Genomic DNA, 22,923 nt, shown 5'->3' with positions numbered 1-22,923 from the left:
AAGGGAGGACGATACGGATGAAAACAAGCATCGCATCTCATTTATTGGAAAAGGTTCGAGCGGAAAATCCACTTGTTCATAATATCACCAATCAAGTCGTGACGAACTTTACAGCGAATGGTCTGCTTGCTTTAGGCGCTTCGCCGGTCATGGCAAATGCCAAAGAAGAAGTGGCTGAAATGGCGCAATTAGCCGATGCGCTTGTGCTGAACATTGGCACACTGACAAAGGAGACGGTGGAGGCCATGATTCTGGCTGGACAATCTGCCAATAAAAAGGGGATACCTGTTCTATTAGATCCTGTCGGCGTTGGTGCGACGGCGTTTCGAATGAAAGCGGCAAAACAGCTGTTAGAGCAAGTGAACATGACCGTTGTCAGAGGGAACGCTGCAGAAATTGCTCATTTACTTGAAGTGGATGGCTGGGAGTCAAAAGGCGTGGATGCGAAAGCAGCGAACGGAGATGTATCGGCATTAGTCAAACAAGCGGCGAGGACACTTCAGACCGTTGTGGTGATCACAGGGGAAGTCGATGTAGTTTCAAATGGAGAGGACGTGTTGTCTATTCATAATGGACATGAATGGCTCACCAAGGTGACGGGAACCGGCTGTTTACTGACGTCTGTCATCGGGGCATTTTGTGCAGTAGGTGAAAGGCCGCTTCACGCGTCGGTAGCTGCTCTATTGTTTTATGGTGTCGCAGCTGAAAAGGCAGCTCAGTACACCCAGAATAAAGGGCCAGGTACGTTTCAAATGGAATTGCTCAATGCACTCACACACACAACTGGCGATGATGTGTTGTCGATAGGGAAAATAGGGGGAGTTTCACATGACAAAGACTGATCAACAGCAAATCAAACAGCAATTATCGGTTTATTTTATTATGGGAACAGCGAATACAAGCCGGCAACCGCTTGATGTTTTGAAAGAGGCGATTCAAGGCGGAATCACCATGTTTCAATTTCGAGAAAAGGGCGAGGGGGCCTTGCAAGGAGAAGAGAAAAAACAATTGGCTCGCCAACTTCAAGTACTTTGCCAAGAAGCGAATGTTCCTTTTATTGTAAATGATGATGTGCAGCTAGCGATAGATCTTGATGCAGATGGCGTACATGTTGGCCAGGAAGATACAAATGCAGAAGACGTCAGACAAAAAATCGGGAATAAAATATTAGGTGTGTCTACGCATAACCTAGATGAAGTGAAACAAGCCATGAAGGACGGCGCAGATTATGTCGGCATGGGCCCAGTTTATCCAACAGAAACGAAAAAGGATACACGCAGTGTCCAAGGAGTATCATTGATCACTGAAGTGCGTCATCATGGTCTTCATATTCCGATTGTTGGCATCGGGGGTATCACATATGGCAATGCAGCGCCAGTCATACAAGCAGGGGCAGATGGTATTAGCATCATCAGCGCCATTAGCCAGAGCGCTGATCCTAAAAAAGCAGCAGAAGAATTGAAAGCACTTGTTGCATCAGAAAAAGTATCTCTTTAATCTGGAGGAGACATGGATTGACTCAATTCATGTCTTTTCTGATTTCGGGGAAAATAGACAGGTGAGAAACAATTGTGTACAATCAAATTGTTCGATTATTGTCGAAATGACAGGTAAATAAAGGAGAATGAACAATGGAAGTGCTCGATACGTATTTTCGCCGCTACGATGAAGCTGGAAAAGGGCAGGAGCAAATGGATGAATTGCTCGCATTGTTTTCTGACGATGTCATGATTGTCTTAAATGGTGCAGAGAAGCCTGGGATCCAAGCGTTTACACAGTTTTTAAACACATTTTTCCACGTGCATGAAGACATCAAGCATATGTGGGATGGGTGGAAAAAAAGAGAAGACGGAAAGTATGAAACCAACTGGGCCGTTTGTGGAAAACTTTCGGATGGCCGTGTTTATACAGCAGAAGGAATTGATATTGCACAACTGGACGACAAAGGAAAAATCGTTTATTTAGAAAACGTTCCGAAAAATCCAGAGTTATTTCAACGCTATTAAATAAAAAGCCGGCTCATCAGCCGGCTTCTTTTATTTGTCTAAAGAATAAGCCTCGATGGCTTCTTTCGCTGATGTTTCTTTATCAAAAATAAGGTGGCGGCTGTACACCTCACTTAAATGCAGTGGTTCTTGATCTAAGTCATCTACAAGCTCAAAGACATCTAATATGGATGCTAATTTTATGGTCGTTTGTCCGCCTGCAGCATTCTCAAAGGTTTCTTCTGGAAAGCTTTTTTGGATGATATCCTTTACTTTACAATGGTTTTTTGCTCGCACCAAAATGATTCGTTCTTCAAATATTTTATCGGGCATACTGCTTGGTGATGAGATGGATTCGAATAATAACTTGGCAGAATATATTTGACGCATAAGTAATGTCACTTCTTTCTTGCAGCTTTTTTTGTTCAAATGAGAGTTTCTCAACATGTGAAATGATTTCCAGTATGTGTATAAAATGATAACATATGAATGATGTTGTGTAGGAGGATGTTTGAACACACATAAAAAGGAGGTGATAGGGATGAAAAGTGTGATTGATAATAGAGGAGAAGAGCATGAAATTTTGTTGATCCTCGTCACATGCTGCTCTTTGATCACACGTAGAAGGTTTGCCAGATTAGAGAAGTATAAAAATAAGTTAAAAGGTCAATTTATACCTTACTGAAACTTGTTTTTGAGAAGAACACAAAAAGCCGGCTCATCAGCCGGCTCTTCCTTATGAATCAGTATCCATATGCATCCCTGTATGTGCCTTTACTTGTATTTCCGTAAAGGTGTCTTCATCTGCTTTTTCAGAGGAGAAGATCGTGCCTAAGTAAGCGGCAAGGAATCCAAGCGGGATCGAGATAATTCCAGGGTTCGACAGCGGGATGAGTGGGTCTCCTGTAAAGATGGCTGCTCCCGATGGGTCCCAGACGCTTGGGCTGAGCGAGACGATAATCAGTGCGCTCAAAAGTCCTACTAAGCTCCCTGCAATGGCACCCGTAGAATTAAATCGTTTCCAAAAAACAGTGAAGATAATCAATGGTAAATTTGCACTTGCTGCCACTGCGAAGGCAAGTGACACCAGGAAAGCAACGTTTAACGATTGGGCAAATAATGCGAGAATGATAGAAAGAATGGCCACGCCGATGGAAGCAAAGCGTGCCGCTTTTACCTGTTCCCGTTCACTCGCTTTCCCTTTGCGGATGATCTGACTATAAAAGTCATGCGCAAAGGCAGACGCGGCGGATAGGACGAGACCAGTTACCACTGCCAAAATGGTCGCAAAGGCAATAGCGGAAACAAAGGCAAATAACAAATCTCCTCCAAGGGCTTGGGCGAGCAGGGGAGCGGCCATATTTCCGGCTGCATCTGCTGCTGTGATCGCTTCTGTTCCAACAAAGGCAGCAGCACCGAAGCCAAGGAAAACTGTCATTAGATAAAAAATACCGATGATCCACGTAGCGGATAGAACAGATTTACGCGCAGAAATGGCATCCTTCACCGTATAAAACCGGATCAAAATGTGCGGCAAACCTGCTGTCCCAAGCACTAGAGCAAGGTTCAAAGACAGGGTCTCTAAAGGCACATCATATTTATTTCCCGGGTGAAGAAATGCCCCACCGAGCGGGGTCGCTGTTTTCATCTCCTCAAACATCTTCAGCAGGCTAAAATCAAACTTTGCAAATACAAGCAGTGAAATAATCAGTGTCCCAAGCATGAGAAGTACAGCCTTTGTAATCTGTACCCAGCTGGTTGCGATCATGCCACCAAACACGACATAAATGGTCATCAAGACACCGACGATCAGTACCGCAATCCAGTAATCAATGCCAAGAAGCAGCTTGATTAATGCACCTGCCCCAACAAGCTGTGCAATCATATAAAAAGTAGAGACTGTGATTGTGTTAAACGCAGCAACTCCTCGAATGGCAGGACGCTTAAATCGTGCAGCAATCATATCGGCCATCGTATATTTCCCTAGATTTCGAAGCGGTTCGGCTACAACGTAAAGTACGACAAGATACGCCACTAGAAAGCCAATGCTATAGAAAAAGCCATCAAATCCATTTAACGCGATCATTCCAGCGATTCCTAAAAATGATGCGGCAGACATATAGTCCCCAGCGATGGCAAGTCCGTTTTGAAATCCAGTCAGACCTCCACCTGCTGTGTAAAAATCGCTCGCATTGCTCGTTTTTTTCGCAGCAAAATACGTGATGACCAACGTGAGCCCTACGATCGCTATGAATAAAATAAAAGCGGTCATGCTCATTCGTCATCACCTCTTGATTCAATTTTTAAAGCGCTTACATATTTGTCGAACTGAGCTGCTTTCCTCGCATAAAGTCCACATAATACCCAGGTCATCACAAATTGTGTGAGGGCGAATAACCACGCCCATGAGATCGCGCCAATTACCGGCGTGTTCAAAAAGGTGAAGTAGGATGTAGCAACCGGAAGTGAAAAGTAAAAGAGAAAAAAGAAAATCGTCATCGGTACGATAAATCTGCGTTTTTCCTCGAGAAGTTTTCGAAAATCCTCTGAAGCGGCAACCTTCTTATAATGAACTTTTTTGTCTGCCATTGTTTCCTCCTTTGTACGAATTAGGGACAAGGTACTCCAATGCATATGAGACGATCTGGCTGTTTATGACAGTATATCATAAAAAAGGCACCCGAAAAGGGTGATGAGCCTGATTAAAACATGACTTTATCTTGAGGTATTGTGTTAAGTCGAGAAGGGGCAAGCATTCTATTATATGAAATATCGGCCTTGGAAGAGTGACATATGGAAAGGTTACTGACCGTCTTGCAGGCGCAAGACGGTATTTTTTGCTTCGTACTGGCTTAGTAATCTATGATAAATTGTTTAGGAAATTAATGGGTTGATCCTGTTGTTAGAGGGGGAAAGGCAAATGGTTAAGGCAATCTCAAGAAATGACCCGTGTTTCTGTGGTAGCGGTAAGAAATATAAAAAGTATCATAAGGACATTCATCCTGAATCAAGGGCTGCACGGCTTAACGAAACACAAAAAAAGTACGAACGAAAAATAGAAGATTATCAAAAATCAACAGGTAATATTCCTCAATGTCAAGAGGGGTGTTATAACTGCTACTATGAGGATTTTTCTATAACTGAAATTGAGTTTGAATTTATTATGCATGAGTTGAAGACTTGGAGCAAAGATCGAGTAGAAAAAATATATGATACTGCTTTGGATCAGTGTGAAACAATTAAAAATGAAAGACCTGACACCTGGAGAAATTTAGAGATATATAAACCGAAAGACGATGGCACAATACTTGCTGAACAAATGAAGAAGCACATGACAGTTAGACTGAATAGCTTTCCTTGTCCACTACTTGATCCAGAAACAAAATTATGTTCAGTTTACGATTCTCGTCCGCTAGTTTGCCATTCTTATGGTTCAACTCATCATAGAATCAATCAAGCTACTCGTGTTCAGGTATGCGAGTATATACCTCATTCTGTAGAACACGCTGCAATAACTCCTACTGTTGATGATGAACTAGCAGAGATTTATGAATATGTACATTTACGTTTGCCAGACGGAAGTACAATTAAACAAAGACCCTATCCGATATATTACTGGTTTAAGATTTTCTTCGATCGGACCGGAAAAAAAGAAGCGCAGTATAATCATTATGATAGTCCAGTCATTTTTAATCAGTCACTTGAACAGGCAAACTTATATACTTTAAAAGGATTTAATCTGATTTAAACGAGACAAAAGACAATATTCGTGAAATCGTGTTTCTTGTATATATGGCCACACTTTTTCATTCGTGTTTTAGCTCATTTTGGATCTTCCAGAGCAGCTGTTTTGTTCGCATTCTCTCCACACAACCAAAAACTGAAATTCGTTATTTTAACATGAAACTTAAAGGAGGATTTAGACATGGCAACTATTAAAGAACAATATTTAGAGCAGCATACAGAATTTAAACCACCATTTCAAAGAGAAGAAGCAACAATCATTATTCAGGAACAGAGTAGCCAATCGACTTTAGACTTTGCTTTAGCATTGTTACCGACATTAGGAAAGGTCACACGTATTACGCATTTTAGAAATGGTCAAAAAGTGAGATATTATACGTATGTGGAGACTGTTGCCTATAAATTATTTATTGACCAAGGTTTAGCCAGTAATTATAACGGGGAAGGCAGCCACGCTTTTCAGTCATTTTTAATAAATGTGGGAATTCCAGAAGAAGAGGTTTCTTTCATAACAAAATCCAATGGTGAAGATGTGGCCGTAATTGAAATAGCTTTATAAAAAGGGTATTTTGAAGTCGAGGATCAAGGAGAAAATCGTATTATGGAATATAAATTAGTACCGGTACACGCCGGCATACCCGAAATGGAATAGTCGCGCGCTATAATCTTTATTGAAACATACAAGGATGGTATGTTAGATAAAGATGATAAAAATTCATTCCAGAGAGGTTTTCAACTGTGCCTTATAGATTTCGGATATAAAATAGTGGAAAAGTGAAAATCAACATAAGAAGCCGTTAATGGCTTCTTTTTTATGTAAAAAGGGTTGTTTTACTAGGAGAAGAATGTGAGGGCTTACCGATCGTCTGCACGCTGCAACACTTTCTATACGCTTACCACTAATTAATGCAGAACCAAAATATTTTCAGGAATTTCAAAAATTTTGTGTTGAAGTCTTATATTAAGAGTAAGCAGGCTCTTACTGGAGCCTGCTTTTTTTATTTATTGTTGCTTAACAGTTATTTTTAAGGTATTTTTACAGTATATGCTAAATCAACAAACATAATATTTACGCCTACATCAACTTTCTTATATTTGTTTTTAACTGCCCATGCAACAGCACCAGAAGTTCCAGCAGTAATAGCCGCAGCTGCTCCAGCACCCCATGGTCCGGCAGCAGCAATTCGACTTGTGTACCAACCGATATATCCGGCTGCAAATCCACCTGCTACTATGGCATTCATGCTTCTAACTTTCGGTCCTAATTTGAGGTGTAAACCTACAAAACCTAAAGTCTGCATGTCACCTTTTTTCTCATTCTCTTCAAAGCTAAATTCTTCTGATTTCATTGAAGTCATTAGTAGACTGTCGTGTTCTGAAATTCCCATTTCCATAAGGGTTTCTTTATCAGCTGTAAAATGAATATTTCCATCCTTATCTAATTCGAAGTAATTAGATAGTTTCTCAGCTAATTCCAATTGTTTTTTATCTACACTGACTGGAGGGGTCTCATTATTACCTTGACTGGCATGACTAATCATTGGAGAAGAGAAACCAAATGTAATAGTAAGCACACATAACACTACTAGAAATTTTTTAAACATACGTACCACTCCTATTTGTTTTTTGGGGTAACGCATACATGATATTTCCTTCTATTGGGGTGGAATACTTAGAGGTTAAGGAGAGTAATAAAATGTATTTATTCTTATTCACTTTGATTTATTGTGTAATCACACAGATGTTGAGTTTTTCCTTTGAGATGTCTTTTGGTGTGTACTTGATAGGTTTAGCTTTAATCAAAGGACTTTCTAGTGGGGAAATTAAAGACATCTTTAATTTCAAAAAGACAAGGGACGTGTTCAAAGAAAACAGATTTATAGATTCTTTGATGGAATTGTTTTCTTTGGTAATAGTGTTTATTAATGCATACATAATTGATTATGAACCATTCTCTCCCTTTGAGTTTGTTTATACTTTTTTCTTGCTTGTAATTCTGTACAGGTTCCTATTTTGGGGGATCATAAGAGAGTCAAAAAAATGGTTGCATAAAGAAGCATAGGAGACATGGATTTATAAGAATCACTCACTTTCTTTGATATATTTCCATGCTACCATTTATTTCTTGATAATTGGTAATGTGATGGAAAGTTTCTTTTTGGGTTGCGGTGACCGCAATATAGGTTCTTTTATTAGGGAGGATAATTTATGATGACTGTAATACCAGTATTGATGATGTTAATTGGTGCTTCTTATTTTGCTGTTTATATGAAAAAACGTAAGAATAATAAAGAAAAAGAGATGGGTTATAAAGTTGTTTTTGCCGTTGTTTACTTTTTACTGAGTGTCCCATTCATCAATATGGTCATCACTGGATAATAAAGAACAGGCTAAAGAGCCTGTTTTTTTGTTTCTTAAAAAACATGGCACCTATTTTAAAAACACCACCAAGAGCGTTCATATTTGTTTCTAAGCATCTTTATTTATGCTCGGGTTTTTCATAGTGTGATGCTTCAAGAACGCTTATATGGGATTTAAATGCGTTAACTGCTGTGATAGCATCTAAAAACCGATATGTCTTGTGTCCTACTTGCTTAAAAAGTGTTTGCGTCATGCCGAAAATTTTACATACGAATGGATAAATAGGGTTTTATTAGGAATTCTTGTGCTAACATTTATTAAAAATTGGTTTTCTAGGGGGGGATTGTAGATGGCGTCTATACCGTCTCCAGTTGTAGCGATCAAGATAAATGAATGGTATAAGCATATAAAAAGATTCAATGTTAAAGAGGCCCAGATGCTAAGGGAAGAGGTTAGAAAAGATATAGATGTCATGGAAGAAGATGAACAGGCGGTTCTTTATTTTCAGTTGATGGAGTTTCGTCATCAATTGATGACAGACTATGTGCAGCCTTCTAAAGAACCACTTGAAAAATCGGATTACTTGAAAGCTGTAGAAGGACAAGGAAAAAAGATGTCAGCCATTCTTGAATACTATTTTAATTTTTTTCAAGGCATGTATGAATTCAAAAATGGTGAGTTTATTAGAGCTATTGTGTTCTATAAGCGCTCGGAAAAGCGCCTGGAGCAAGTAGGGGATGAGTTAGAAAGAGCGGAATTTTATTACAAATTATCTGAAGTGTTTTATCACATGAAACAGACACATGTGTCTATGTATTACGTTGGTCTTTCTTATGATACTTATAAGGCGCATAAGAGCAATTCCCTTTATATGATTCGAGAAATTAATTGTCTAACTGTTATGGCAGGTAATTTCATTGATTTTGAATGCAGAGAAAAGGCGCTTCCTCATTTATTGTCAGCTTTAGAAAAATCTAAGGCAATTTCTAATAAGCCAATGATTGTGAAATCATTATTTAATATTGGGTGTTGTTATAAAGGATTAGGTGATTTTAATAGGGCACTAGCTTATTTTAATCAGGTTATTCTAGAAGGAGAGCCTATTAATGCTACAGAGTTGCTTTTGGTTTTTTATGAATTATCGTTATTTCATTTGAGTCAAAAGGAATTTATTGAGGGTGAAAGATTTTTCAAAAGAGGCTTGGAAGAAGCGAAGAATAGAAAAAATGAACTATTTTTATCGTTACTGATGGTATTGGAATTTTTATTTTTAAAAACAGCAAACCTAAGTGAAGTCTTGAGCTCGTTGGAAAAATTAGAGAATGAGAGGGGTTATCCATACATGGAAGACCTAGCGCTCGAAGCGGCTCGGTACTATAATGAGAATGGGCGTATGGATGAATCTGTAAAAATGTATGAAAAAGTGATGTACGCCCGAAAACAAATCCAAAGGGGCGACTGTTCATATGAATTTTAAAACGGTTCTTACTGGTTTTTTGAGTGCTTCAGCATTGCTAGGTATGATCTCATTATCATCTGTCGATTTTGATGTGAATTCAAGAAATGCTACTTCTCCAGAATCCACTGATCTGACTGTAAGGAATGCTACAGGCAGTAGCGTTACTACTGAGGATTTTGCTGTGAGGAATGGAACCCGTTCTAGTGAAAATCCTGATGTTCGTTTTGGAACACGTGATTCTAGATTATCTACTTGATGAATCAAACAGACCTTTAGGGTCTGTCAGGCTGTCGAGAAAATCTCGACAGCTTTATTTTCTCGGAAAGGTTATCGGTTCTACAAATCAGATCCGAAAGCATGTGCTCCGTGACCTTTTCTTGAAAGCTGCACAAGATCTCAAAAGCACCAAAAGACCCATTCTCACCTAACATCATGATGTGGAAAATAAAAAAGAATGTAGAAAAACATGAGTTTCTCTACATTCTGGACACCCGAAAAGGGTGCTTTCTATCGATAATTTGCAAGAAATGTTTGTCTCGCTTTTTCATATGCTTCCGCATCAAAATGATCTCCGCATTTGTGGATGCACCAAGGCTCTTCTTGTTTCGCAATGCCAACCTCATAGCCCTGTTGCATGAATTCAAAGGATTGCGAAACATCATAAAAATGAAAGCCATCAAAGAGGTCCTCACGCCACTTCACATCATATTGCGTCGCCATGAAAAGACCATCAATCGCCGAAGCGTTCATATAATCTTGCGTTTCTGCCTGTTGACGACCACTTTCAAACGAAAGCAACTGATAGGTGTCGTGACGATATTCAATGACTTTCCCCCTGCAATCAGAACTTTCCCACCAGATCCCATTGTCAGGCACGCTTTCTGCACCTATGACCCCAATCATCCCAAGTGATGGATGCTGTAAAAAAAGCGGGATCAACTCAAGCAGCATATGCTGTTTGACAATCAAGGTGTCTTGATGAAGATAAATTTTAAACTGAGCTGGATGAGTGATGGCTTCATTATAAGCAGAGGTCATACTGGATGCATGTCTAATCGGCAAAACCTCCACATGATATCCATGGGGAGCAGGAAGTGAAGCGAGCTGCCGAAAGCAAGCCTGAAACATAGACTCATCATTTACACATAAAACAAACAGGATGGTGGGGTTACTCATGAAGCTGAACCGCCTCAACCACATACTGATAGGCGGTAGCGGCCTCATGAAAATCTGAACGAATGCCATGCTTCATGAGTAATTCATGTAAATCATTCATCACGCTCGCGTAGGAAGGATGCTGTACGCGAATGGTTTCGAGTTCGCGAATACGAAAGCCTGCTGAATGAAACAGTGCATGAATTTCATGAAGAGTGAAGAAACGTAAATGAGTTTGATCCATTAATCCTGCATCTGTATAAGTGAATCTGCCGGCTAATAATTCTAAAACGGTTGATATGTGACCGATATTTGGAATGGATGACAGGATGGCTCCTTCTTTTTTAAGGAAAGGTTTGACCTTCTTTAAAACGGCCCACGGGTCCAATAAATGTTCAAGGACATCTCCGAATATAATGCAGTCAAATTGTTCCTGTTCGTAAGGGAGCGTCATCTGTTCAATATTTCCGCATAACACATGATCTAGCTCTTGCTCAGCCTCTTTTGCTGCATTCTCAAACGATTCAATTCCATAAATGGTCCGGCCCTTTTGTTTCAGGACTTTTCCAAGCTTGCCTGTGCCGCATCCGATATCCAATAAAGACGTCCATTCCTCACGAATACGGCTGACAATGACCGGGTTCACGCCATGATAATACTGATCCTTTTTTTGGTGATAATAGGAAAGGGAATCTGAACTCACGCTCTACCCACCTTTCTGCTTTCTCATTGTTTTCATGCTTAATATATGGGTGGGGAGCTTGGTTTTATAACGAGAGAAGAACAATTTTTATGAATGGCGGCTAAAAAGGGATCATATAAAGAACGGGAAACGGACTGTCCTCCTAATATAGAAAGACAGAACCCCATGAGTGAAAGGGATTGGTATGAAGGGGTGTTCTACTGTAGCGTATCGTCATGAAAGGATTTTTAAAAGGTCAATTGACAAGTCAGAACTTTTAGCCAAAGCAGTCTGAAAGACAAAGGATAACGGCGTTGATTTACGGTTTGTTTATCATCTTCTGATCACCGTTGGATGTTAAAAAAGCTTGTATTTCTTCGATGGCTAGTCCAATTTTTTTCGCTTCCTGAATCAAATAAACCCACTCTTCGTCAACTCTTCTTTTCACTTGCGTATCCATAATATCCTCCAGTTCAATAAGACATATTCATCTGCAACCAATGACTTGAACAAACCGTCTAGTAACTGTACGTGTGGATGAAAACAGCGCAAAATAGATTTTGTCGAAAAATGATGACATTTAACCTATTTTGTAAAATCTATCACCTACCACGTTCCTAAAAAAATGACTAAAAAACCCATAAATATTGATTTCTTACTTCTAATAATAAACAATTGTAAAGTCAGTTAAAAGATTATAAATTAAAATAATGAAAAAGACCTAAAACATTTGGCTTATATAAACCAATTAGGTGACATATGCCATCGAGTAGAACAAATTTCATCTGTGCAGGACGTACATATTGTTCGTTTGGGAAGTTCTTCTCAAGATGGTATTCTAAAAGAAACAGAAACCACCAAGAAGGAATGAAGAAAGACATGTATAGCCTTTTTCAAAAGTATCAAGAAGTTGTCATGTATCTTGTGATGGGTGTGTGTACAACCATCGTCAACATAGTCAGCTTCTACTTATTCGTTGAGATGTTTTCCATGGATTATAAAACAGCTACAGTTGTTTCATGGGTATTTGCTGTTCTCTTTGCTTATATCACCAATAAGAAGTATGTCTTCAAGCAAAAAGCCCGTGATACGAAAAGCCTTATGCGTGAGCTTTCTTCATTTTTTAGTGTTCGTCTCATGTCTCTAGGTGTAGATCTAGGGCTGATGATTTTATTTGTGACCCAAATGGCGCTCAATGAAACTGTCGCAAAAATTCTTGTCAACTTTGTGATTGTGGTCGTGAATTATGTCGCCAGTAAATGGTTCGTCTTCAAGAAAACAAAAGAAGATGCGATTTAACACATGAAAAAAGATAGGTGATATGAAATGAGCAGCAGGCCAGACGAATTATATGATGTCATATATCAGCAAACAGAAAAGCAGCATGAACAAGTGCTGAGGCTAGTCAAAGAAATGACCGCACATCCAGAAGCGTTTTCGGAACAAGAAAAGGAAAAGATCAACCGAATGGACATTGCGCTTCAAACAGCAACGGACATTTTGGAAAACTTAATGACACCTGACACGCAAATGACCATTGTTTTAAGACAAGGGAGAATTCATGTTGACCTGACGAAAGCGTAAAAGAAGCAGCCAATTGTGAAAGCGGCTGCTTTTTATTATGCATCGCTTGTTTCCCGCAGTTGCTTTGGAGACATGCCGATTTTCTTTCGAAAGACTTTATTCAAGTAATTCGCATTTCTGTAGCCGCACTGTATGGCGATTTCTTCAATCGAGTATTTTGTTGTTTTCAGTAACGTTTCCGCCTTTTCTAACCGAATATTGGTTAGATAGTGAATAGGTGTGAAGCCAGTGGCCTTTTTGAATTCCCTCGTAAAATGACTTTTGGATAAACGTGCCGCAGCTGCCATATCGTCCGGGCCAATTTCCTCGTGAAAATGATGGCTGGCAAACAATGCCGCTTGAACGATAGGCTCGGGCCATTTCTCCATTTGTCCCTCAAGCTTTGGCAAATATGAATACAGTTCCATGACAAATTGATAAGCAAGGCTAGACCCCTCAAATGGATTGGTAATCCGTCTTTCACTGGCTTCATCATAAATGGTCTTGAGCAGGCGGATAGGTCTGGAATTCGGATGAAAACGCATGACCTGCTTTCCTTGGTCAATAAATTGGTCAAAGCAAAGATCGCAGGCTTCCCCGTAAAGCGTTAAATAAAGAAATTCCCAATGCTCACTGTCTTCTGGAAAATAATATTGGTAGGCACTTGGGCTTTTCACGAGAAAGGCCTGACCCGGCAATACTTTGAAACGTTTCTCTCCGATTTCAATCATGCCATGTCCAGACAGTGTGAGCTGAAAGATGCACTTGCCCTGATCCTTCCGCTCCACGCCATTCCAGCTATATAACGAAGAAGATTGAACTTCCCAGCCAACAGACCAGATTTGTGCTGGCAATGTCACATCAGAATGGTGAAAACGAAATGCAAATGCTTCTTTCTTCAAATTGGAAACCCTCCTTCACAGCAAAAAACAACCTTTTTCTATTTAGAATCATGTTACACCTCATATCACATCGTACCATTCACAGCAAAAAAAGGGTATTTTTTAACGATTTTTTTACCATTGAACTGATGCTGCTGGGACAACTAAAATAAAAAGTATCAGAAGAGAAAAGGGGAATGGATATGATCGATACGTTACGCGCGGCATTTCACCAGCAATTTGGAGATAGAGAAGAACTTCGCTACTTTTTTGCCCCAGGAAGAGTGAACTTGATTGGTGAACATACAGATTACAATGGAGGACATGTATTTCCATGCGCGCTTACTCTAGGGACATATGCTGCTTGTGCGAAGCGGTCAGATGGCCGCGTGAGAATGTATTCCTTGAACTTTGATCGCGATGGTGTGAAAGAATTCAATCTTTTTGAAATCGCTTACGTAGAATCGGACGGCTGGGCAAATTATCCGAAGGGTGTGTTCAAACAGTTTATAGAAGCAGGAATGAAGATAGAAGAAGGCTTTGACATTGTGTACAGTGGCAATATTCCAAATGGTGCAGGCCTGTCTTCCTCTGCCTCCATTGAGCTTGTTACCGCTGTTCTCATCAATGAATGGCATTCATTCAGCGTTTCAAATGTCCAACTTGCCCTCCTTTCACAGCGTGCAGAGAATGAATTTATTGGTGTCAATTGCGGGATCATGGATCAGTTTTCGATTGCCCTTGGAAAAGAAGATCACGCCATTTTGCTCAATTGTGACACCCTTGCCTTTGAATATAGTCCGTTTCGGCAAGAGGGACTTGCGCTTGTCATCGCCAATACAAACAAAAAACGGACACTGGCTGATTCCAAATACAATGAGCGCCGGGCAGAGTGTCAATCCGCTTTAAATGATCTTCAGAAAGAAAACGACATTGCCCACTTATGTGAGCTCACTGCGGATGAATTTGCGAGGGTTGCCCACTTGATTGAAGATGACGTCTGCCGCAAACGAGCAAGACATGTCGTGACGGAAAACGAGCGGACGATGAAAGCAGTAAATTTTCTGAAAGATGATAAAATGGAAGAACTAGGTGGGCTCATGAAGGCTTCTCATCTTTCTTTAAAGAATGATTATGAAGTAACAGGACTTGAACTAGATGCACTGGCTGAAGCAGCTTGGCGGCACCCGGGGACGATTGGCTCCCGTATGACAGGTGCAGGCTTTGGCGGATGTACGATCAGCATCGTGAAAGAAGAGCTGCTAGATTCATTTATAGAAGAAACTGGTGCGATATATCAAGAGAAAACAGGGATTCAAGCCTCTTTTTACACAGCTGGAATTGGAGGCGGCGCAAGAGAACTCACAAAGGGGGAAGTGTGATGACAATTTTAGTTTGTGGAGGAGCAGGGTACATAGGCAGTCATGCGGTGGCGGCTCTTTTAGCGAAAGGCGAACGAGTAGTGGTAGTGGATAATTTGCAGACAGGCCACAAAGAAGCTGTTTTGGAAGGAGCTGTCTTAGAGGAGGGTGATTTACGAGATCACGCCTTTTTAAGACAGGTGTTCAAAACGCATCAAATAGAAGCGGTCATGCATTTTGCGGCAGATTCACTTGTTGGGGAGAGTGTAACAGACCCGCTTAAGTACTATAACAACAACGTCGGCGGAGCAACTGCTTTACTACAAGTCATGAATGAATTTGATGTGAAACACATCGTCTTTTCTTCCACTGCTGCTGCATACGGTGAACCGAAGCGGGTGCCGATCGATGAAACGGATGAAACGAACCCAACGAATCCTTATGGAGAAACGAAACTAGCCATTGAAAAAATGCTGAAGTGGTCTGAGCAAGCGTATGGAATAGAACACGTAGTACTTCGCTACTTTAATGTAGCTGGTGCCCATACAGAAGGACTTGTCGGAGAGGATCATCAGCCTGAGACGCATCTCATTCCAATTATTCTGCAAGTTGCTTTAGGAAAACGGGATCAAATCATGATTTACGGTGATGATTATGAGACAGAGGATGGCACGTGTATTAGAGATTACATTCATGTGATGGATTTAGTAGAGGCACACATCTTAGCTGTTGACCGGCTGCGTGCTGGAAAAGGAAGTGCGACCTACAATTTAGGGAATGGAACAGGGTTCTCTGTGAAGCAGGTCGTAGAAGCCGTCAGAAAAGTCACCGGGCATGCCATCCCTGCACAAGTGGCAAAAAGGCGCGCGGGAGATCCAGCAAAGCTGATTGCTTCTTCTGAAAAAGCACTGCAAGAATTGGGATGGACACCTCAATATGCTGACCTTCACACGATCATTCAGAGTGCGTGGGATTGGTTTCAGAAGCATCCAGATGGCTACCAAAGTGAATAAAACGTAAAGGCAGGCAAGAGAGGGGACAGAGGGAATGGCGATTGATATTTTTGAAAAGCTGGAACAGCTGATTCAATACGGGATCAATAAAGAGCTGATAACATCACTAGATATCGAATATACGAGAAATCGACTGCTTGAGGTGCTCAGACTCGATGAAGCGGAAGCAAGAACAGTCTCAGGAGAAGAAGACCTTGAAGACATCTTAATGCCGATGCTCGATTGGGCAGTAGAAACAGAACTTATTCCTGAGGGGACGGATACGTATCGTGATTTACTAGATGCGAAAATCATGGGCTGCTTGGTGGCACCTCCAAGTGTCATCTATGCGAAGTTTGAGGAAAAACGTCAGCAGGGAGGACCGAAGGCAGCTACGAGCTGGTTCTATGAGATGCAGCAGCATGCACACTACATTCATACAGGCAGGATCGCCAAAAATGTACAGTGGTTTACACGAACAGACGATGGTGTGCTAGAGATCACCATTAATCTATCGAAGCCGGAAAAGGACCCCAAAGCCATCGCTGAAGCCAAGAAGCTCAGTCAAAAGCAATATCCTCTTTGTCTCCTTTGTAAAGAAAACGTTGGGTTCGAGGGACGGATTAACCATCCAGCGAGACAGAATCATCGGATTATTCCTGTGTCACTCTCAGGTGAATCGTGGTTTCTGCAATTTTCACCTTATGTGTATTACAACGAGCACTGTATAGTGTTCAAAGGCACACATGAGCCAATGAGCATCACCAAAAAGACCTTTGAACGACTGCTTTCCTTCATATCTATATACCCGCACTATTTCATCGGGTCGAACGCCGACCTTCCGATTGTCGGAGGCAGTATATTAAGTCATGACCATTTTCAGGGCGGTGCACATGAATTTCCGATGGCAAAAGCAGAGATGGAAGAGGTCTTTTCTCTCAATGCCTTTCCAGGTGTGCGAGCTGGTATTGTGAAATGGCCGATGTCTGTGATCCGCCTTCGAAGCAGTGAGCGGCAGTCGCTCGCAGACGCAGCAGACTTTATCTTACAGGAGTGGAAACTGTATTCAGATGAAGAGGTGGGGGTCATCGCTCATACAGGAGAGACACCTCACAACACCATTACACCTATTGCGAGGCGCCACGGGGATGACTATGAATTAGATTTAGTGCTTCGTAATAACCGTACAAACAAGCAGCACCCGGACGGCATTTTCCATCCGCACGAAGAAGTCCACCATATTAAAAAAGAGAATATCGGATTAATTGAAGTCATGGGCCTTGCTGTGCTTCCTGGTAGATTAGCAGAGGAAATAAGCCAATTAAAAGAGGCTTTGCTATCCGAAAATCCACTTGAAGAAATCAAAGCCCGTCCTGCTATCATGAAGCACGAGGCTTGGGCGAAGCGGCTGCTTGAAGAGAATTCTTTTACAGAGAACAATACCGAAACCATTTTACAAAAAGAAATTGGCTTTATTTTTTCTCGAATTCTCTCGCAGGCAGGTGTGTTTAAAAGAACTGAGCAAGGGAAAATAGCTTTTAACCGTTTCATTCAAACACTTCAAACAGGCAGGTGATTAGATGATTGAACAAGTAAGAGAACTAATGGAAGTAAAGCAGCTTGAAGGTGTTTTGATTCAAAAGCGAAATAACTTCTCCTGGCTGACATGCGGAAGAAGGAATCATATTGTGTTAAATACGCCAGAGGGCGTGTGCCAGCTGCTCGTCTTAAAAGACGACCTCGTTCTCATTGTGAATCAAATGGAAGAAAAGCGGATCATTGAAGAGGAAATGGCGTACGTCGATCATCCGTTTCAAGTGGTCACAATGGATTGGTATGAGGATGAGACCCCATACATTCAAGAACTCACAAAAGGTAAACGAATTGGGACGGACATTCAAATGGATGGATTCGAATGGATCGAACCGGATTTGTCGAATATTCGCTCGATTCTAACTGCCTCACAGCTCAGACAATATGAAACGCTCTGTCATGAAACAGCGGTCATTGTAGAAAGTGTCTGTCAAGAAATCGTTCCAGGGCAGACCGAGCACGAGATTGCTTCGCTTGTTGCTCAAAGAGCCATTGCGCAAGGGATGACGATAGAAGTCCTGCTTGTGGCAACGGATGACCGGATCCATCAATACCGTCACCCGATTCCAACAGATAAAGCTCTTCAAAAGCACGCGCTTGTTGTTCTCTGCGCGGAGCGGCACGGGCTCGTTGCAAATGTTACAAGGTCTGTTTACTTTGGTCAGCTTCCGAAGGAGCTTGAAGAGAACAAAGAGCGGCTAGCACGAATTGACACGGTCATGAATGCCGCTACACGTCCTGGGGAAACATTAGGTGATGTTCTGAAAGCAGGTATTGCTCAGTACGAAAAAGAGGGCTTCCCTGATAGCTGGAAAAAGCTTCATCAAGGGGGAAAGACGGGATTTGTATCTAGGGAAATCATTGCTGTTCCCTCATCGAAGGAAGAAATTCAGCTTCATCAAGTGTTTACATGGAACCCTTCATTGCCTGGACTGAAATCAGAGGATACGATTGTTGTAGAAAAAGAGGGAAACCGCTTTTTAACGTATACAGGCAAGTGGACGTACATGGACATTGAACATGAAGGGAAGATCTATAGACGACCTGACATCTTAGTGAGAGATGAATAAATGCAGAGTGCCGGCGCTGAGCCGGTTTTTTGTTGGAAGTCTTTAGCGAGATTCCACTAATTCAGCATCATTACCAATTCTTACAGCGTATACACAGAGGATCGATACTTTCTTTTCTTGTGAACTTGCGTTAAAATGAGTAAGGTTTTTGTTAAATGTGGGGATACCTATTTTGAAATTGTTTACCTAGATAAAATTTCATTAAGTTAAATTGAAATTTGACCAAACTTTTTTATTGTGGTAAACCTAAATTTGACAAAGTTCTTGATTGTTTGTCCTTTGCCTTCAACTCTCAACTTTTCAAAATCCTAGAAATTTATTGTGTGTGCAATAATATAAATTTATGTCGAATTTATGACATTTTAATAGAAATCTGTTGAAAAATAAATGAACTTTTGAAAAAAGGGAAGCTAACTCTAACAGATTTTGATAGCATTACAAAGGGAAGAAAAGTTTTCGAAGGCAGATGGCTTTTCACAATTATTCAGCAATATATACATTATCTAAGGAAGGATGGTGATCTTCTTGTTCAGAGCCATTAAACCTATGCTTTTATTAGCGATGCTCGTGAGTGTTTTTTTATTAGGAGGTTGCAGCAATATCGCTGTTTTAGATCCTAAAGGACCTGTCGCAGCACAACAAAAAGACTTAATCCTTTTATCCATCGGATTCATGCTCTTTATCGTTGGTGCGGTATTTGTACTGTTTACCATCATTTTGGTAAAATACCGTGAGCGTAAGGACGTTGGAAACGCCTCTTATAATCCAGAACTACACGGGAATACGCTTCTAGAAGTTATCTGGACAGTGATCCCAATATTAATCGTTGCTGCCCTTTCAGTTCCAACTGTAAAAACAATTTACTCTTTGGAAGAGGCACCTCAAGCAACAAGCCATAAAGATCCTCTTGTCGTTTATGCTACAGCTGTTGATTGGAAATGGATCTTTAGCTATCCAGAGGAAAATATTGAGACAGTGAACTACTTAAACATTCCAAAAGATCAGCCGGTTTTATTCAAAATCACTTCTGCTGATACAATGGCATCACTATGGATTCCTCAGCTAGGCGGGGAGAAGTATGCGATGGCTGGAATGGAGATGGAACAATATCTTCAAGCTGATCAAGTTGGCACATATGAAGGAAGAAACGCCAACTTCACAGGCGAGGGCTTTGCTCAGCAAAAATTCAAAGTCAATGCGATGAAGCAGTCTGACTATGATAAATGGGTAAGCAAAACGAAAAAAGAAGCACCAAAGTTAACGAAGAAAACGTATGACTACTTGATGCTTCCTGATGCTGCAGATGTGCAGACATTCTCATCAACACATTTATCCTTTGCGAAGCATGGAGAGGATTCTGAATACGCACTCCAAGCACGCAAACGTTTAGGTTACCAATCAGTTTCTCCGCATTCCAAAACAGATCCTTTCGAGAATGTGAAGAACTATAAAAGAAAACTAGATAATGAATAAACTGACTAAGGAAAGGAGGAGGCCGTTATGCATTTGAAATGGGATGAGTTTTTTGTAACTGGAGACCCATTAATTCTTGGTGCGCAAATTTCTATCGCTCTTACTTCCATTGCTATCGTGTTTGTTTTAACCTACTTTAAAAAGTGGAAATGGCTTTGGAAAGAATGGCTAACATCAGTTGATCATAAAAAGCTTGGGATCATGTATATCCTTGCTGCTGTGATTATGTTCTTCCGCGGTGGGGTAGACGGACTGATGATGCGCGCACAGCTGGCGCTTCCTAATAATACGTTTTTAGATTCCAACCACTATAATGAAATTTTCACAACGCATGGTACGATCATGATTCTATTCATGGCGATGCCATTTTTAATTGGTTTAATCAACGTCGTTGTACCTCTTCAAATTGGTGCACGTGACGTTGCATTCCCTTATTTGAACAACCTGAGCTTCTGGACATTTATGGTCGGAGCGATGCTGTTCAACATTTCCTTCGTCATTGGAGGATCACCAAGTGCAGGCTGGACGAGTTACATGCCGCTCGCCGGAAATGATTTCTCACCAGGACCTGGACAGAACTATTACTTGCTCGGGCTCCAAATTGCAGGTATTGGTACACTTATGACTGGTATTAACTTCATGGTGACCATTTTAAAAATGCGTACAAAAGGTATGACGCTTATGCGTATGCCAATGTTTACATGGACAACATTGATCACGTCTGTCATCATCGTATTCGCATTCCCTGTACTAACAGTTGCTTTAGCACTTATGACATTTGATCGTTTATTCGGTTCTGCATTCTTTACACTCGAAGCAGGCGGTATGCCAATGCTTTGGGCGAACCTTTTCTGGATTTGGGGACATCCTGAGGTATATATCGTGATCCTGCCGGCTTTCGGTATTTTCTCAGAAATCTTTGCGACGTTCTCAAGAAAACAGTTGTTTGGTTACAAAGCGATGGTTGTATCGATTGTGGCAATCTCTGTGCTTAGTTTCCTTGTGTGGGTTCACCACTTCTTTACAATGGGGAACAGTGCAGCGGTTAACTCATTCTTCTCGATTACAACAATGGCAATTTCTGTACCAACAGGTGTGAAAATCTTTAACTGGCTCTTTACGATGTATCGAGGCCGTATCAGCTTTACTTCACCAATGCTTTGGGCACTTGGTTTCATCCCGAACTTCGTTATCGGTGGTGTCACTGGGGTTATGCTTGCGATGGCAGCTGCGGATTACCAGTACCATAACACGTACTTCCTTGTATCCCACTTCCACTATGTATTAATCGCAGGTACTGTTTTTGCTTGTTTTGCTGGTCTTGTTTTCTGGTATCCAAAAATGTTTGGTTACAAGTTAAACGAAAGAATCGGCAAATGGTTCTTCTGGGTATTCATGATCGGATTTAACATCTGTTTCTTCCCGCAGTACTTCTTAGGACTGCAAGGAATGCCAAGACGTATTTATACGTATGGACCAGAAGATGGCTGGACTGCACTAAACTTTATCTCAACAATTGGTGCATTTATGATGGGTGTCGGATTCATCATCCTTTGCTACAACATTTACTACAGCTGGAGACACGCGAAGCGTGAAGTGTCTGGAGACAGCTGGGGAGAGGGACGTACTCTTGACTGGGCGACATCTTCTGCAATTCCGCCGCATTATAACTTTGCAGCACTTCCAGAAGTGACAACACCAGATGCATTCCATCACTGGAAGCAAAACAATGTAGACGTTCATCCTGAAAAAGAATTCAAGAAAATTCACATGCCGCACAATTCAGGCAGACCGCTTATCATGTCTGCATTCTTCGGACTTGGTGCATTCGGTCTTGTATTTGAATGGTACTGGATTGGCGTTATTGGCTTAATCGGTGTATTCGCAACAATGATTTTACGCTCATTTGAATATGACGATGGCTACTATATTCCTGTTGAAGAAGTGATTGAAACAGAGAAAAAGAATAAGGAGGCGCAGAAGTAATGGGACATAATGATAGCAGCTATGCAAATGCACCGCTTGAATATCAGTCTGAAACGGGACGTTTAAACATCCTTGGTTTCTGGATATTCCTTGGCGCGGAAATCGTGTTATTCTCAACACTTTTTGCGACCTACTTTGTTCTTCATGGCAGAACAGCTGGCGGCGTTTTACCAGCTGAGCTGTTTGATATGAAGCTTGTATTGATCATGACATTCCTGCTATTGGTTAGTTCATTTACATGTGGGATTGCCGTTCATGAAATGCGCCGTGGAAGTACAAAAGGGGTTGTCATTTGGACGATTCTGACACTGCTTCTAGGTGCAGGCTTCGTTGGCTTTGAGATTTTCGAGTTCTTCCATTATGTACATGAGGGCGCGAGCATTCATACAAGTGCGTATTGGTCTGCATTCTTTGTACTCTTAGGAACTCACGGACTACACGTATCCATCGGTATCTTCTGGATTACCGGGGTCTTGTTCCAAATTAAAAAACGTGGATTAACTCCACAAACAGCATCGAAGATTTTTATCTCAAGTCTATACTGGCATTTCCTTGATGTAGTATGGATTTTCATCTTCACAGCTGTTTACTTGATCGGATTAGGGGGGCTTTTGTGAT

26 protein-coding genes are annotated in these 22,923 nt (G+C 41.1%); 18 read left to right on the top strand and 8 right to left on the bottom strand.

All coding sequences use genetic code 11. The annotated features are described in order from the left end of the window. Positions 1 to 17: 17 nt before the first annotated feature. From thiM to MKZ05_RS17590, 3 genes are all read left to right on the top strand, one after another. The gene (thiM, locus tag MKZ05_RS17600; RefSeq protein ID WP_327839469.1) at positions 18 to 842 is read left to right on the top strand and encodes a hydroxyethylthiazole kinase; all 825 of its coding nucleotides are present in this window, start codon (positions 18 to 20) and stop codon (positions 840 to 842) included. Next, complete coding sequence (gene thiE / locus MKZ05_RS17595; protein WP_003214635.1) at positions 829 to 1,497, top strand: thiamine phosphate synthase; 669 nt, start codon at positions 829 to 831, stop codon at positions 1,495 to 1,497. Before thiM ends, thiE begins: the two co-directional genes overlap by 14 nt. 134 nt (positions 1,498 to 1,631) lie before the next feature. Further along, the gene (locus tag MKZ05_RS17590; protein WP_003215339.1) at positions 1,632 to 2,006 is read left to right on the top strand and encodes a nuclear transport factor 2 family protein; all 375 of its coding nucleotides are present in this window, start codon (positions 1,632 to 1,634) and stop codon (positions 2,004 to 2,006) included. A gap of 30 nt (positions 2,007 to 2,036) precedes the next feature. Here MKZ05_RS17590 and MKZ05_RS17585 read toward each other — a convergent pair whose 3' ends face one another. After that, complete coding sequence (locus MKZ05_RS17585) at positions 2,037 to 2,375, bottom strand: DUF4288 domain-containing protein (RefSeq protein WP_339160711.1); 339 nt, start codon at positions 2,373 to 2,375, stop codon at positions 2,037 to 2,039. 151 nt (positions 2,376 to 2,526) lie between these two features. Here MKZ05_RS17585 and MKZ05_RS17580 point away from each other — a divergent pair, with 151 nt between their 5' ends. Next, on the top strand, positions 2,527 to 2,670 hold the full coding sequence (locus MKZ05_RS17580; RefSeq protein ID WP_003215361.1) for a hypothetical protein: 144 nt from the start codon (positions 2,527 to 2,529) through the stop codon (positions 2,668 to 2,670). A 51-nt stretch (positions 2,671 to 2,721) separates the two neighbouring features. On the opposite strand, the gene MKZ05_RS17575 is transcribed toward MKZ05_RS17580, so the two are convergent. Next, complete coding sequence (locus MKZ05_RS17575; protein WP_003214799.1) at positions 2,722 to 4,263, bottom strand: cation acetate symporter; 1,542 nt, start codon at positions 4,261 to 4,263, stop codon at positions 2,722 to 2,724. Then, complete coding sequence (locus tag MKZ05_RS17570; RefSeq protein WP_050944519.1) at positions 4,260 to 4,574, bottom strand: DUF485 domain-containing protein; 315 nt, start codon at positions 4,572 to 4,574, stop codon at positions 4,260 to 4,262. The genes MKZ05_RS17575 and MKZ05_RS17570 overlap by 4 nt, the downstream gene beginning before the upstream one ends. Before the next feature lie 331 nt (positions 4,575 to 4,905). Here MKZ05_RS17570 and MKZ05_RS17565 point away from each other — a divergent pair, with 331 nt between their 5' ends. Continuing rightward, positions 4,906 to 5,733, top strand: coding sequence for an SEC-C metal-binding domain-containing protein (locus MKZ05_RS17565; RefSeq protein ID WP_339160707.1), 828 nt, complete (start codon positions 4,906 to 4,908; stop codon positions 5,731 to 5,733). 177 nt (positions 5,734 to 5,910) lie between these two features. Beyond that, positions 5,911 to 6,288 carry a hypothetical protein gene (locus tag MKZ05_RS17560; RefSeq protein ID WP_212045691.1) on the top strand — a complete coding sequence of 126 codons (378 nt, stop codon included), beginning with the start codon at positions 5,911 to 5,913 and terminating at the stop codon, positions 6,286 to 6,288. Positions 6,289 to 6,754: 466 nt separating this feature from the next. On the opposite strand, the gene MKZ05_RS17555 is transcribed toward MKZ05_RS17560, so the two are convergent. Continuing rightward, positions 6,755 to 7,333 (bottom strand): hypothetical protein, encoded by a 579-nt coding sequence (locus tag MKZ05_RS17555; RefSeq protein WP_003217212.1) that lies wholly within the window; start codon positions 7,331 to 7,333, stop codon positions 6,755 to 6,757. Between the two features lie 604 nt (positions 7,334 to 7,937). Here MKZ05_RS17555 and MKZ05_RS17550 point away from each other — a divergent pair. The 3 genes from MKZ05_RS17550 to MKZ05_RS17540 all read left to right on the top strand — a co-directional run bounded on the left by MKZ05_RS17550 (position 7,938) and on the right by MKZ05_RS17540 (position 9,805). Next, positions 7,938 to 8,108: a hypothetical protein gene (locus MKZ05_RS17550; RefSeq protein ID WP_161792787.1), complete on the top strand. Its 171-nt coding sequence runs from the start codon at positions 7,938 to 7,940 to the stop codon at positions 8,106 to 8,108. Between the two features lie 331 nt (positions 8,109 to 8,439). Next, the gene (locus MKZ05_RS17545) at positions 8,440 to 9,567 is read left to right on the top strand and encodes a Rap family tetratricopeptide repeat protein (RefSeq protein ID WP_310425308.1); all 1,128 of its coding nucleotides are present in this window, start codon (positions 8,440 to 8,442) and stop codon (positions 9,565 to 9,567) included. Further along, positions 9,557 to 9,805: a hypothetical protein gene (locus MKZ05_RS17540; protein ID WP_268508514.1), complete on the top strand. Its 249-nt coding sequence runs from the start codon at positions 9,557 to 9,559 to the stop codon at positions 9,803 to 9,805. Before MKZ05_RS17545 ends, MKZ05_RS17540 begins: the two co-directional genes overlap by 11 nt. Before the next feature lie 251 nt (positions 9,806 to 10,056). Here MKZ05_RS17540 and MKZ05_RS17535 read toward each other — a convergent pair whose 3' ends face one another. The 3 genes from MKZ05_RS17535 to MKZ05_RS17525 form a co-directional block, all read right to left on the bottom strand. Next, positions 10,057 to 10,725: a glycosyltransferase family protein gene (locus MKZ05_RS17535; RefSeq protein WP_106029470.1), complete on the bottom strand. Its 669-nt coding sequence runs from the start codon at positions 10,723 to 10,725 to the stop codon at positions 10,057 to 10,059. Beyond that, the gene (locus MKZ05_RS17530; RefSeq protein WP_137054212.1) at positions 10,718 to 11,407 is read right to left on the bottom strand and encodes a class I SAM-dependent methyltransferase; all 690 of its coding nucleotides are present in this window, start codon (positions 11,405 to 11,407) and stop codon (positions 10,718 to 10,720) included. The genes MKZ05_RS17535 and MKZ05_RS17530 overlap by 8 nt, the downstream gene beginning before the upstream one ends. A 298-nt stretch (positions 11,408 to 11,705) precedes the next feature. Further along, on the bottom strand, positions 11,706 to 11,846 hold the full coding sequence (locus MKZ05_RS17525) for an anti-repressor SinI family protein (protein ID WP_003215413.1): 141 nt from the start codon (positions 11,844 to 11,846) through the stop codon (positions 11,706 to 11,708). Between the two features lie 455 nt (positions 11,847 to 12,301). Between MKZ05_RS17525 and MKZ05_RS17520 the strand changes: the two genes are divergently transcribed. Further along, positions 12,302 to 12,685: a GtrA family protein gene (locus MKZ05_RS17520; RefSeq protein ID WP_034620336.1), complete on the top strand. Its 384-nt coding sequence runs from the start codon at positions 12,302 to 12,304 to the stop codon at positions 12,683 to 12,685. 27 nt (positions 12,686 to 12,712) lie between these two features. Next, the gene (locus MKZ05_RS17515; RefSeq protein WP_003215318.1) at positions 12,713 to 12,970 is read left to right on the top strand and encodes a hypothetical protein; all 258 of its coding nucleotides are present in this window, start codon (positions 12,713 to 12,715) and stop codon (positions 12,968 to 12,970) included. Between the two features lie 35 nt (positions 12,971 to 13,005). Here MKZ05_RS17515 and MKZ05_RS17510 read toward each other — a convergent pair whose 3' ends face one another. Continuing rightward, positions 13,006 to 13,851 (bottom strand): AraC family transcriptional regulator, encoded by an 846-nt coding sequence (locus tag MKZ05_RS17510; RefSeq protein WP_003214606.1) that lies wholly within the window; start codon positions 13,849 to 13,851, stop codon positions 13,006 to 13,008. 176 nt (positions 13,852 to 14,027) lie between these two features. On the opposite strand from MKZ05_RS17510, the gene MKZ05_RS17505 reads away from it, so the two are divergent. The 7 genes from MKZ05_RS17505 to qoxC all read left to right on the top strand — a co-directional run bounded on the left by MKZ05_RS17505 (position 14,028) and on the right by qoxC (position 22,922). Then, complete coding sequence (locus MKZ05_RS17505) at positions 14,028 to 15,212, top strand: galactokinase (protein ID WP_137054213.1); 1,185 nt, start codon at positions 14,028 to 14,030, stop codon at positions 15,210 to 15,212. Continuing rightward, positions 15,212 to 16,204, top strand: a complete 993-nt coding sequence (gene galE, locus MKZ05_RS17500) for a UDP-glucose 4-epimerase GalE (RefSeq protein ID WP_339160698.1) — start codon at positions 15,212 to 15,214, stop codon at positions 16,202 to 16,204. Before MKZ05_RS17505 ends, galE begins: the two co-directional genes overlap by 1 nt. Positions 16,205 to 16,238: 34 nt before the next feature. Further along, entirely contained in the window at positions 16,239 to 17,759 is a 1,521-nt protein-coding gene (gene galT, locus MKZ05_RS17495; protein ID WP_339160695.1) for a UDP-glucose--hexose-1-phosphate uridylyltransferase, read from the top strand. Between the two features lie 4 nt (positions 17,760 to 17,763). Continuing rightward, positions 17,764 to 18,846: an aminopeptidase P family protein gene (locus tag MKZ05_RS17490; RefSeq protein WP_339160692.1), complete on the top strand. Its 1,083-nt coding sequence runs from the start codon at positions 17,764 to 17,766 to the stop codon at positions 18,844 to 18,846. A gap of 516 nt (positions 18,847 to 19,362) precedes the next feature. Next, positions 19,363 to 20,319, top strand: a complete 957-nt coding sequence (gene qoxA / locus MKZ05_RS17485; RefSeq protein ID WP_095117964.1) for a cytochrome aa3 quinol oxidase subunit II — start codon at positions 19,363 to 19,365, stop codon at positions 20,317 to 20,319. A 27-nt stretch (positions 20,320 to 20,346) separates the two neighbouring features. Continuing rightward, positions 20,347 to 22,305: a cytochrome aa3 quinol oxidase subunit I gene (gene qoxB, locus MKZ05_RS17480; protein ID WP_003215069.1), complete on the top strand. Its 1,959-nt coding sequence runs from the start codon at positions 20,347 to 20,349 to the stop codon at positions 22,303 to 22,305. Further along, positions 22,305 to 22,922, top strand: a complete 618-nt coding sequence (gene qoxC / locus MKZ05_RS17475; RefSeq protein WP_003214975.1) for a cytochrome aa3 quinol oxidase subunit III — start codon at positions 22,305 to 22,307, stop codon at positions 22,920 to 22,922. The genes qoxB and qoxC overlap by 1 nt, the downstream gene beginning before the upstream one ends. Position 22,923 lies beyond the last annotated feature (1 nt).

This window comes from Bacillus sp. FSL M8-0277 (genome assembly GCF_037975305.1).
Classification (GTDB): Bacteria; Bacillota; Bacilli; order Bacillales; family Bacillaceae; genus Bacillus; species Bacillus pumilus.
Note: the sequence above shows the minus strand (reverse complement) of the source record. Positions and strands in the feature narration are given on the sequence as shown.

What these genes read in the sequence shown, in the direction of transcription:
- thiM (WP_327839469.1), top strand. Translation starts at nt 18, where the DNA reads ATGAAAACAAGCATCGCATCTCATTTATTGGAAAAGGTTCGAGCGGAA.
- thiE (WP_003214635.1), top strand. Translation starts at nt 829, where the DNA reads ATGACAAAGACTGATCAACAGCAAATCAAACAGCAATTATCGGTTTAT.
- MKZ05_RS17590 (WP_003215339.1), top strand. Translation starts at nt 1,632, where the DNA reads ATGGAAGTGCTCGATACGTATTTTCGCCGCTACGATGAAGCTGGAAAA.
- MKZ05_RS17585 (WP_339160711.1), bottom strand. Translation starts at nt 2,375, where the DNA reads ATGCGTCAAATATATTCTGCCAAGTTATTATTCGAATCCATCTCATCA.
- MKZ05_RS17580 (WP_003215361.1), top strand. Translation starts at nt 2,527, where the DNA reads ATGAAAAGTGTGATTGATAATAGAGGAGAAGAGCATGAAATTTTGTTG.
- MKZ05_RS17575 (WP_003214799.1), bottom strand. Translation starts at nt 4,263, where the DNA reads ATGAGCATGACCGCTTTTATTTTATTCATAGCGATCGTAGGGCTCACG.
- MKZ05_RS17570 (WP_050944519.1), bottom strand. Translation starts at nt 4,574, where the DNA reads ATGGCAGACAAAAAAGTTCATTATAAGAAGGTTGCCGCTTCAGAGGAT.
- MKZ05_RS17565 (WP_339160707.1), top strand. Translation starts at nt 4,906, where the DNA reads ATGGTTAAGGCAATCTCAAGAAATGACCCGTGTTTCTGTGGTAGCGGT.
- MKZ05_RS17560 (WP_212045691.1), top strand. Translation starts at nt 5,911, where the DNA reads ATGGCAACTATTAAAGAACAATATTTAGAGCAGCATACAGAATTTAAA.
- MKZ05_RS17555 (WP_003217212.1), bottom strand. Translation starts at nt 7,333, where the DNA reads ATGTTTAAAAAATTTCTAGTAGTGTTATGTGTGCTTACTATTACATTT.
- MKZ05_RS17550 (WP_161792787.1), top strand. Translation starts at nt 7,938, where the DNA reads ATGATGACTGTAATACCAGTATTGATGATGTTAATTGGTGCTTCTTAT.
- MKZ05_RS17545 (WP_310425308.1), top strand. Translation starts at nt 8,440, where the DNA reads ATGGCGTCTATACCGTCTCCAGTTGTAGCGATCAAGATAAATGAATGG.
- MKZ05_RS17540 (WP_268508514.1), top strand. Translation starts at nt 9,557, where the DNA reads ATGAATTTTAAAACGGTTCTTACTGGTTTTTTGAGTGCTTCAGCATTG.
- MKZ05_RS17535 (WP_106029470.1), bottom strand. Translation starts at nt 10,725, where the DNA reads ATGAGTAACCCCACCATCCTGTTTGTTTTATGTGTAAATGATGAGTCT.
- MKZ05_RS17525 (WP_003215413.1), bottom strand. Translation starts at nt 11,846, where the DNA reads ATGGATACGCAAGTGAAAAGAAGAGTTGACGAAGAGTGGGTTTATTTG.
- MKZ05_RS17520 (WP_034620336.1), top strand. Translation starts at nt 12,302, where the DNA reads ATGTATCTTGTGATGGGTGTGTGTACAACCATCGTCAACATAGTCAGC.
- MKZ05_RS17515 (WP_003215318.1), top strand. Translation starts at nt 12,713, where the DNA reads ATGAGCAGCAGGCCAGACGAATTATATGATGTCATATATCAGCAAACA.
- MKZ05_RS17505 (WP_137054213.1), top strand. Translation starts at nt 14,028, where the DNA reads ATGGATATGATCGATACGTTACGCGCGGCATTTCACCAGCAATTTGGA.
- galE (WP_339160698.1), top strand. Translation starts at nt 15,212, where the DNA reads ATGACAATTTTAGTTTGTGGAGGAGCAGGGTACATAGGCAGTCATGCG.
- galT (WP_339160695.1), top strand. Translation starts at nt 16,239, where the DNA reads ATGGCGATTGATATTTTTGAAAAGCTGGAACAGCTGATTCAATACGGG.
- MKZ05_RS17490 (WP_339160692.1), top strand. Translation starts at nt 17,764, where the DNA reads ATGATTGAACAAGTAAGAGAACTAATGGAAGTAAAGCAGCTTGAAGGT.
- qoxB (WP_003215069.1), top strand. Translation starts at nt 20,347, where the DNA reads ATGCATTTGAAATGGGATGAGTTTTTTGTAACTGGAGACCCATTAATT.
- qoxC (WP_003214975.1), top strand. Translation starts at nt 22,305, where the DNA reads ATGGGACATAATGATAGCAGCTATGCAAATGCACCGCTTGAATATCAG.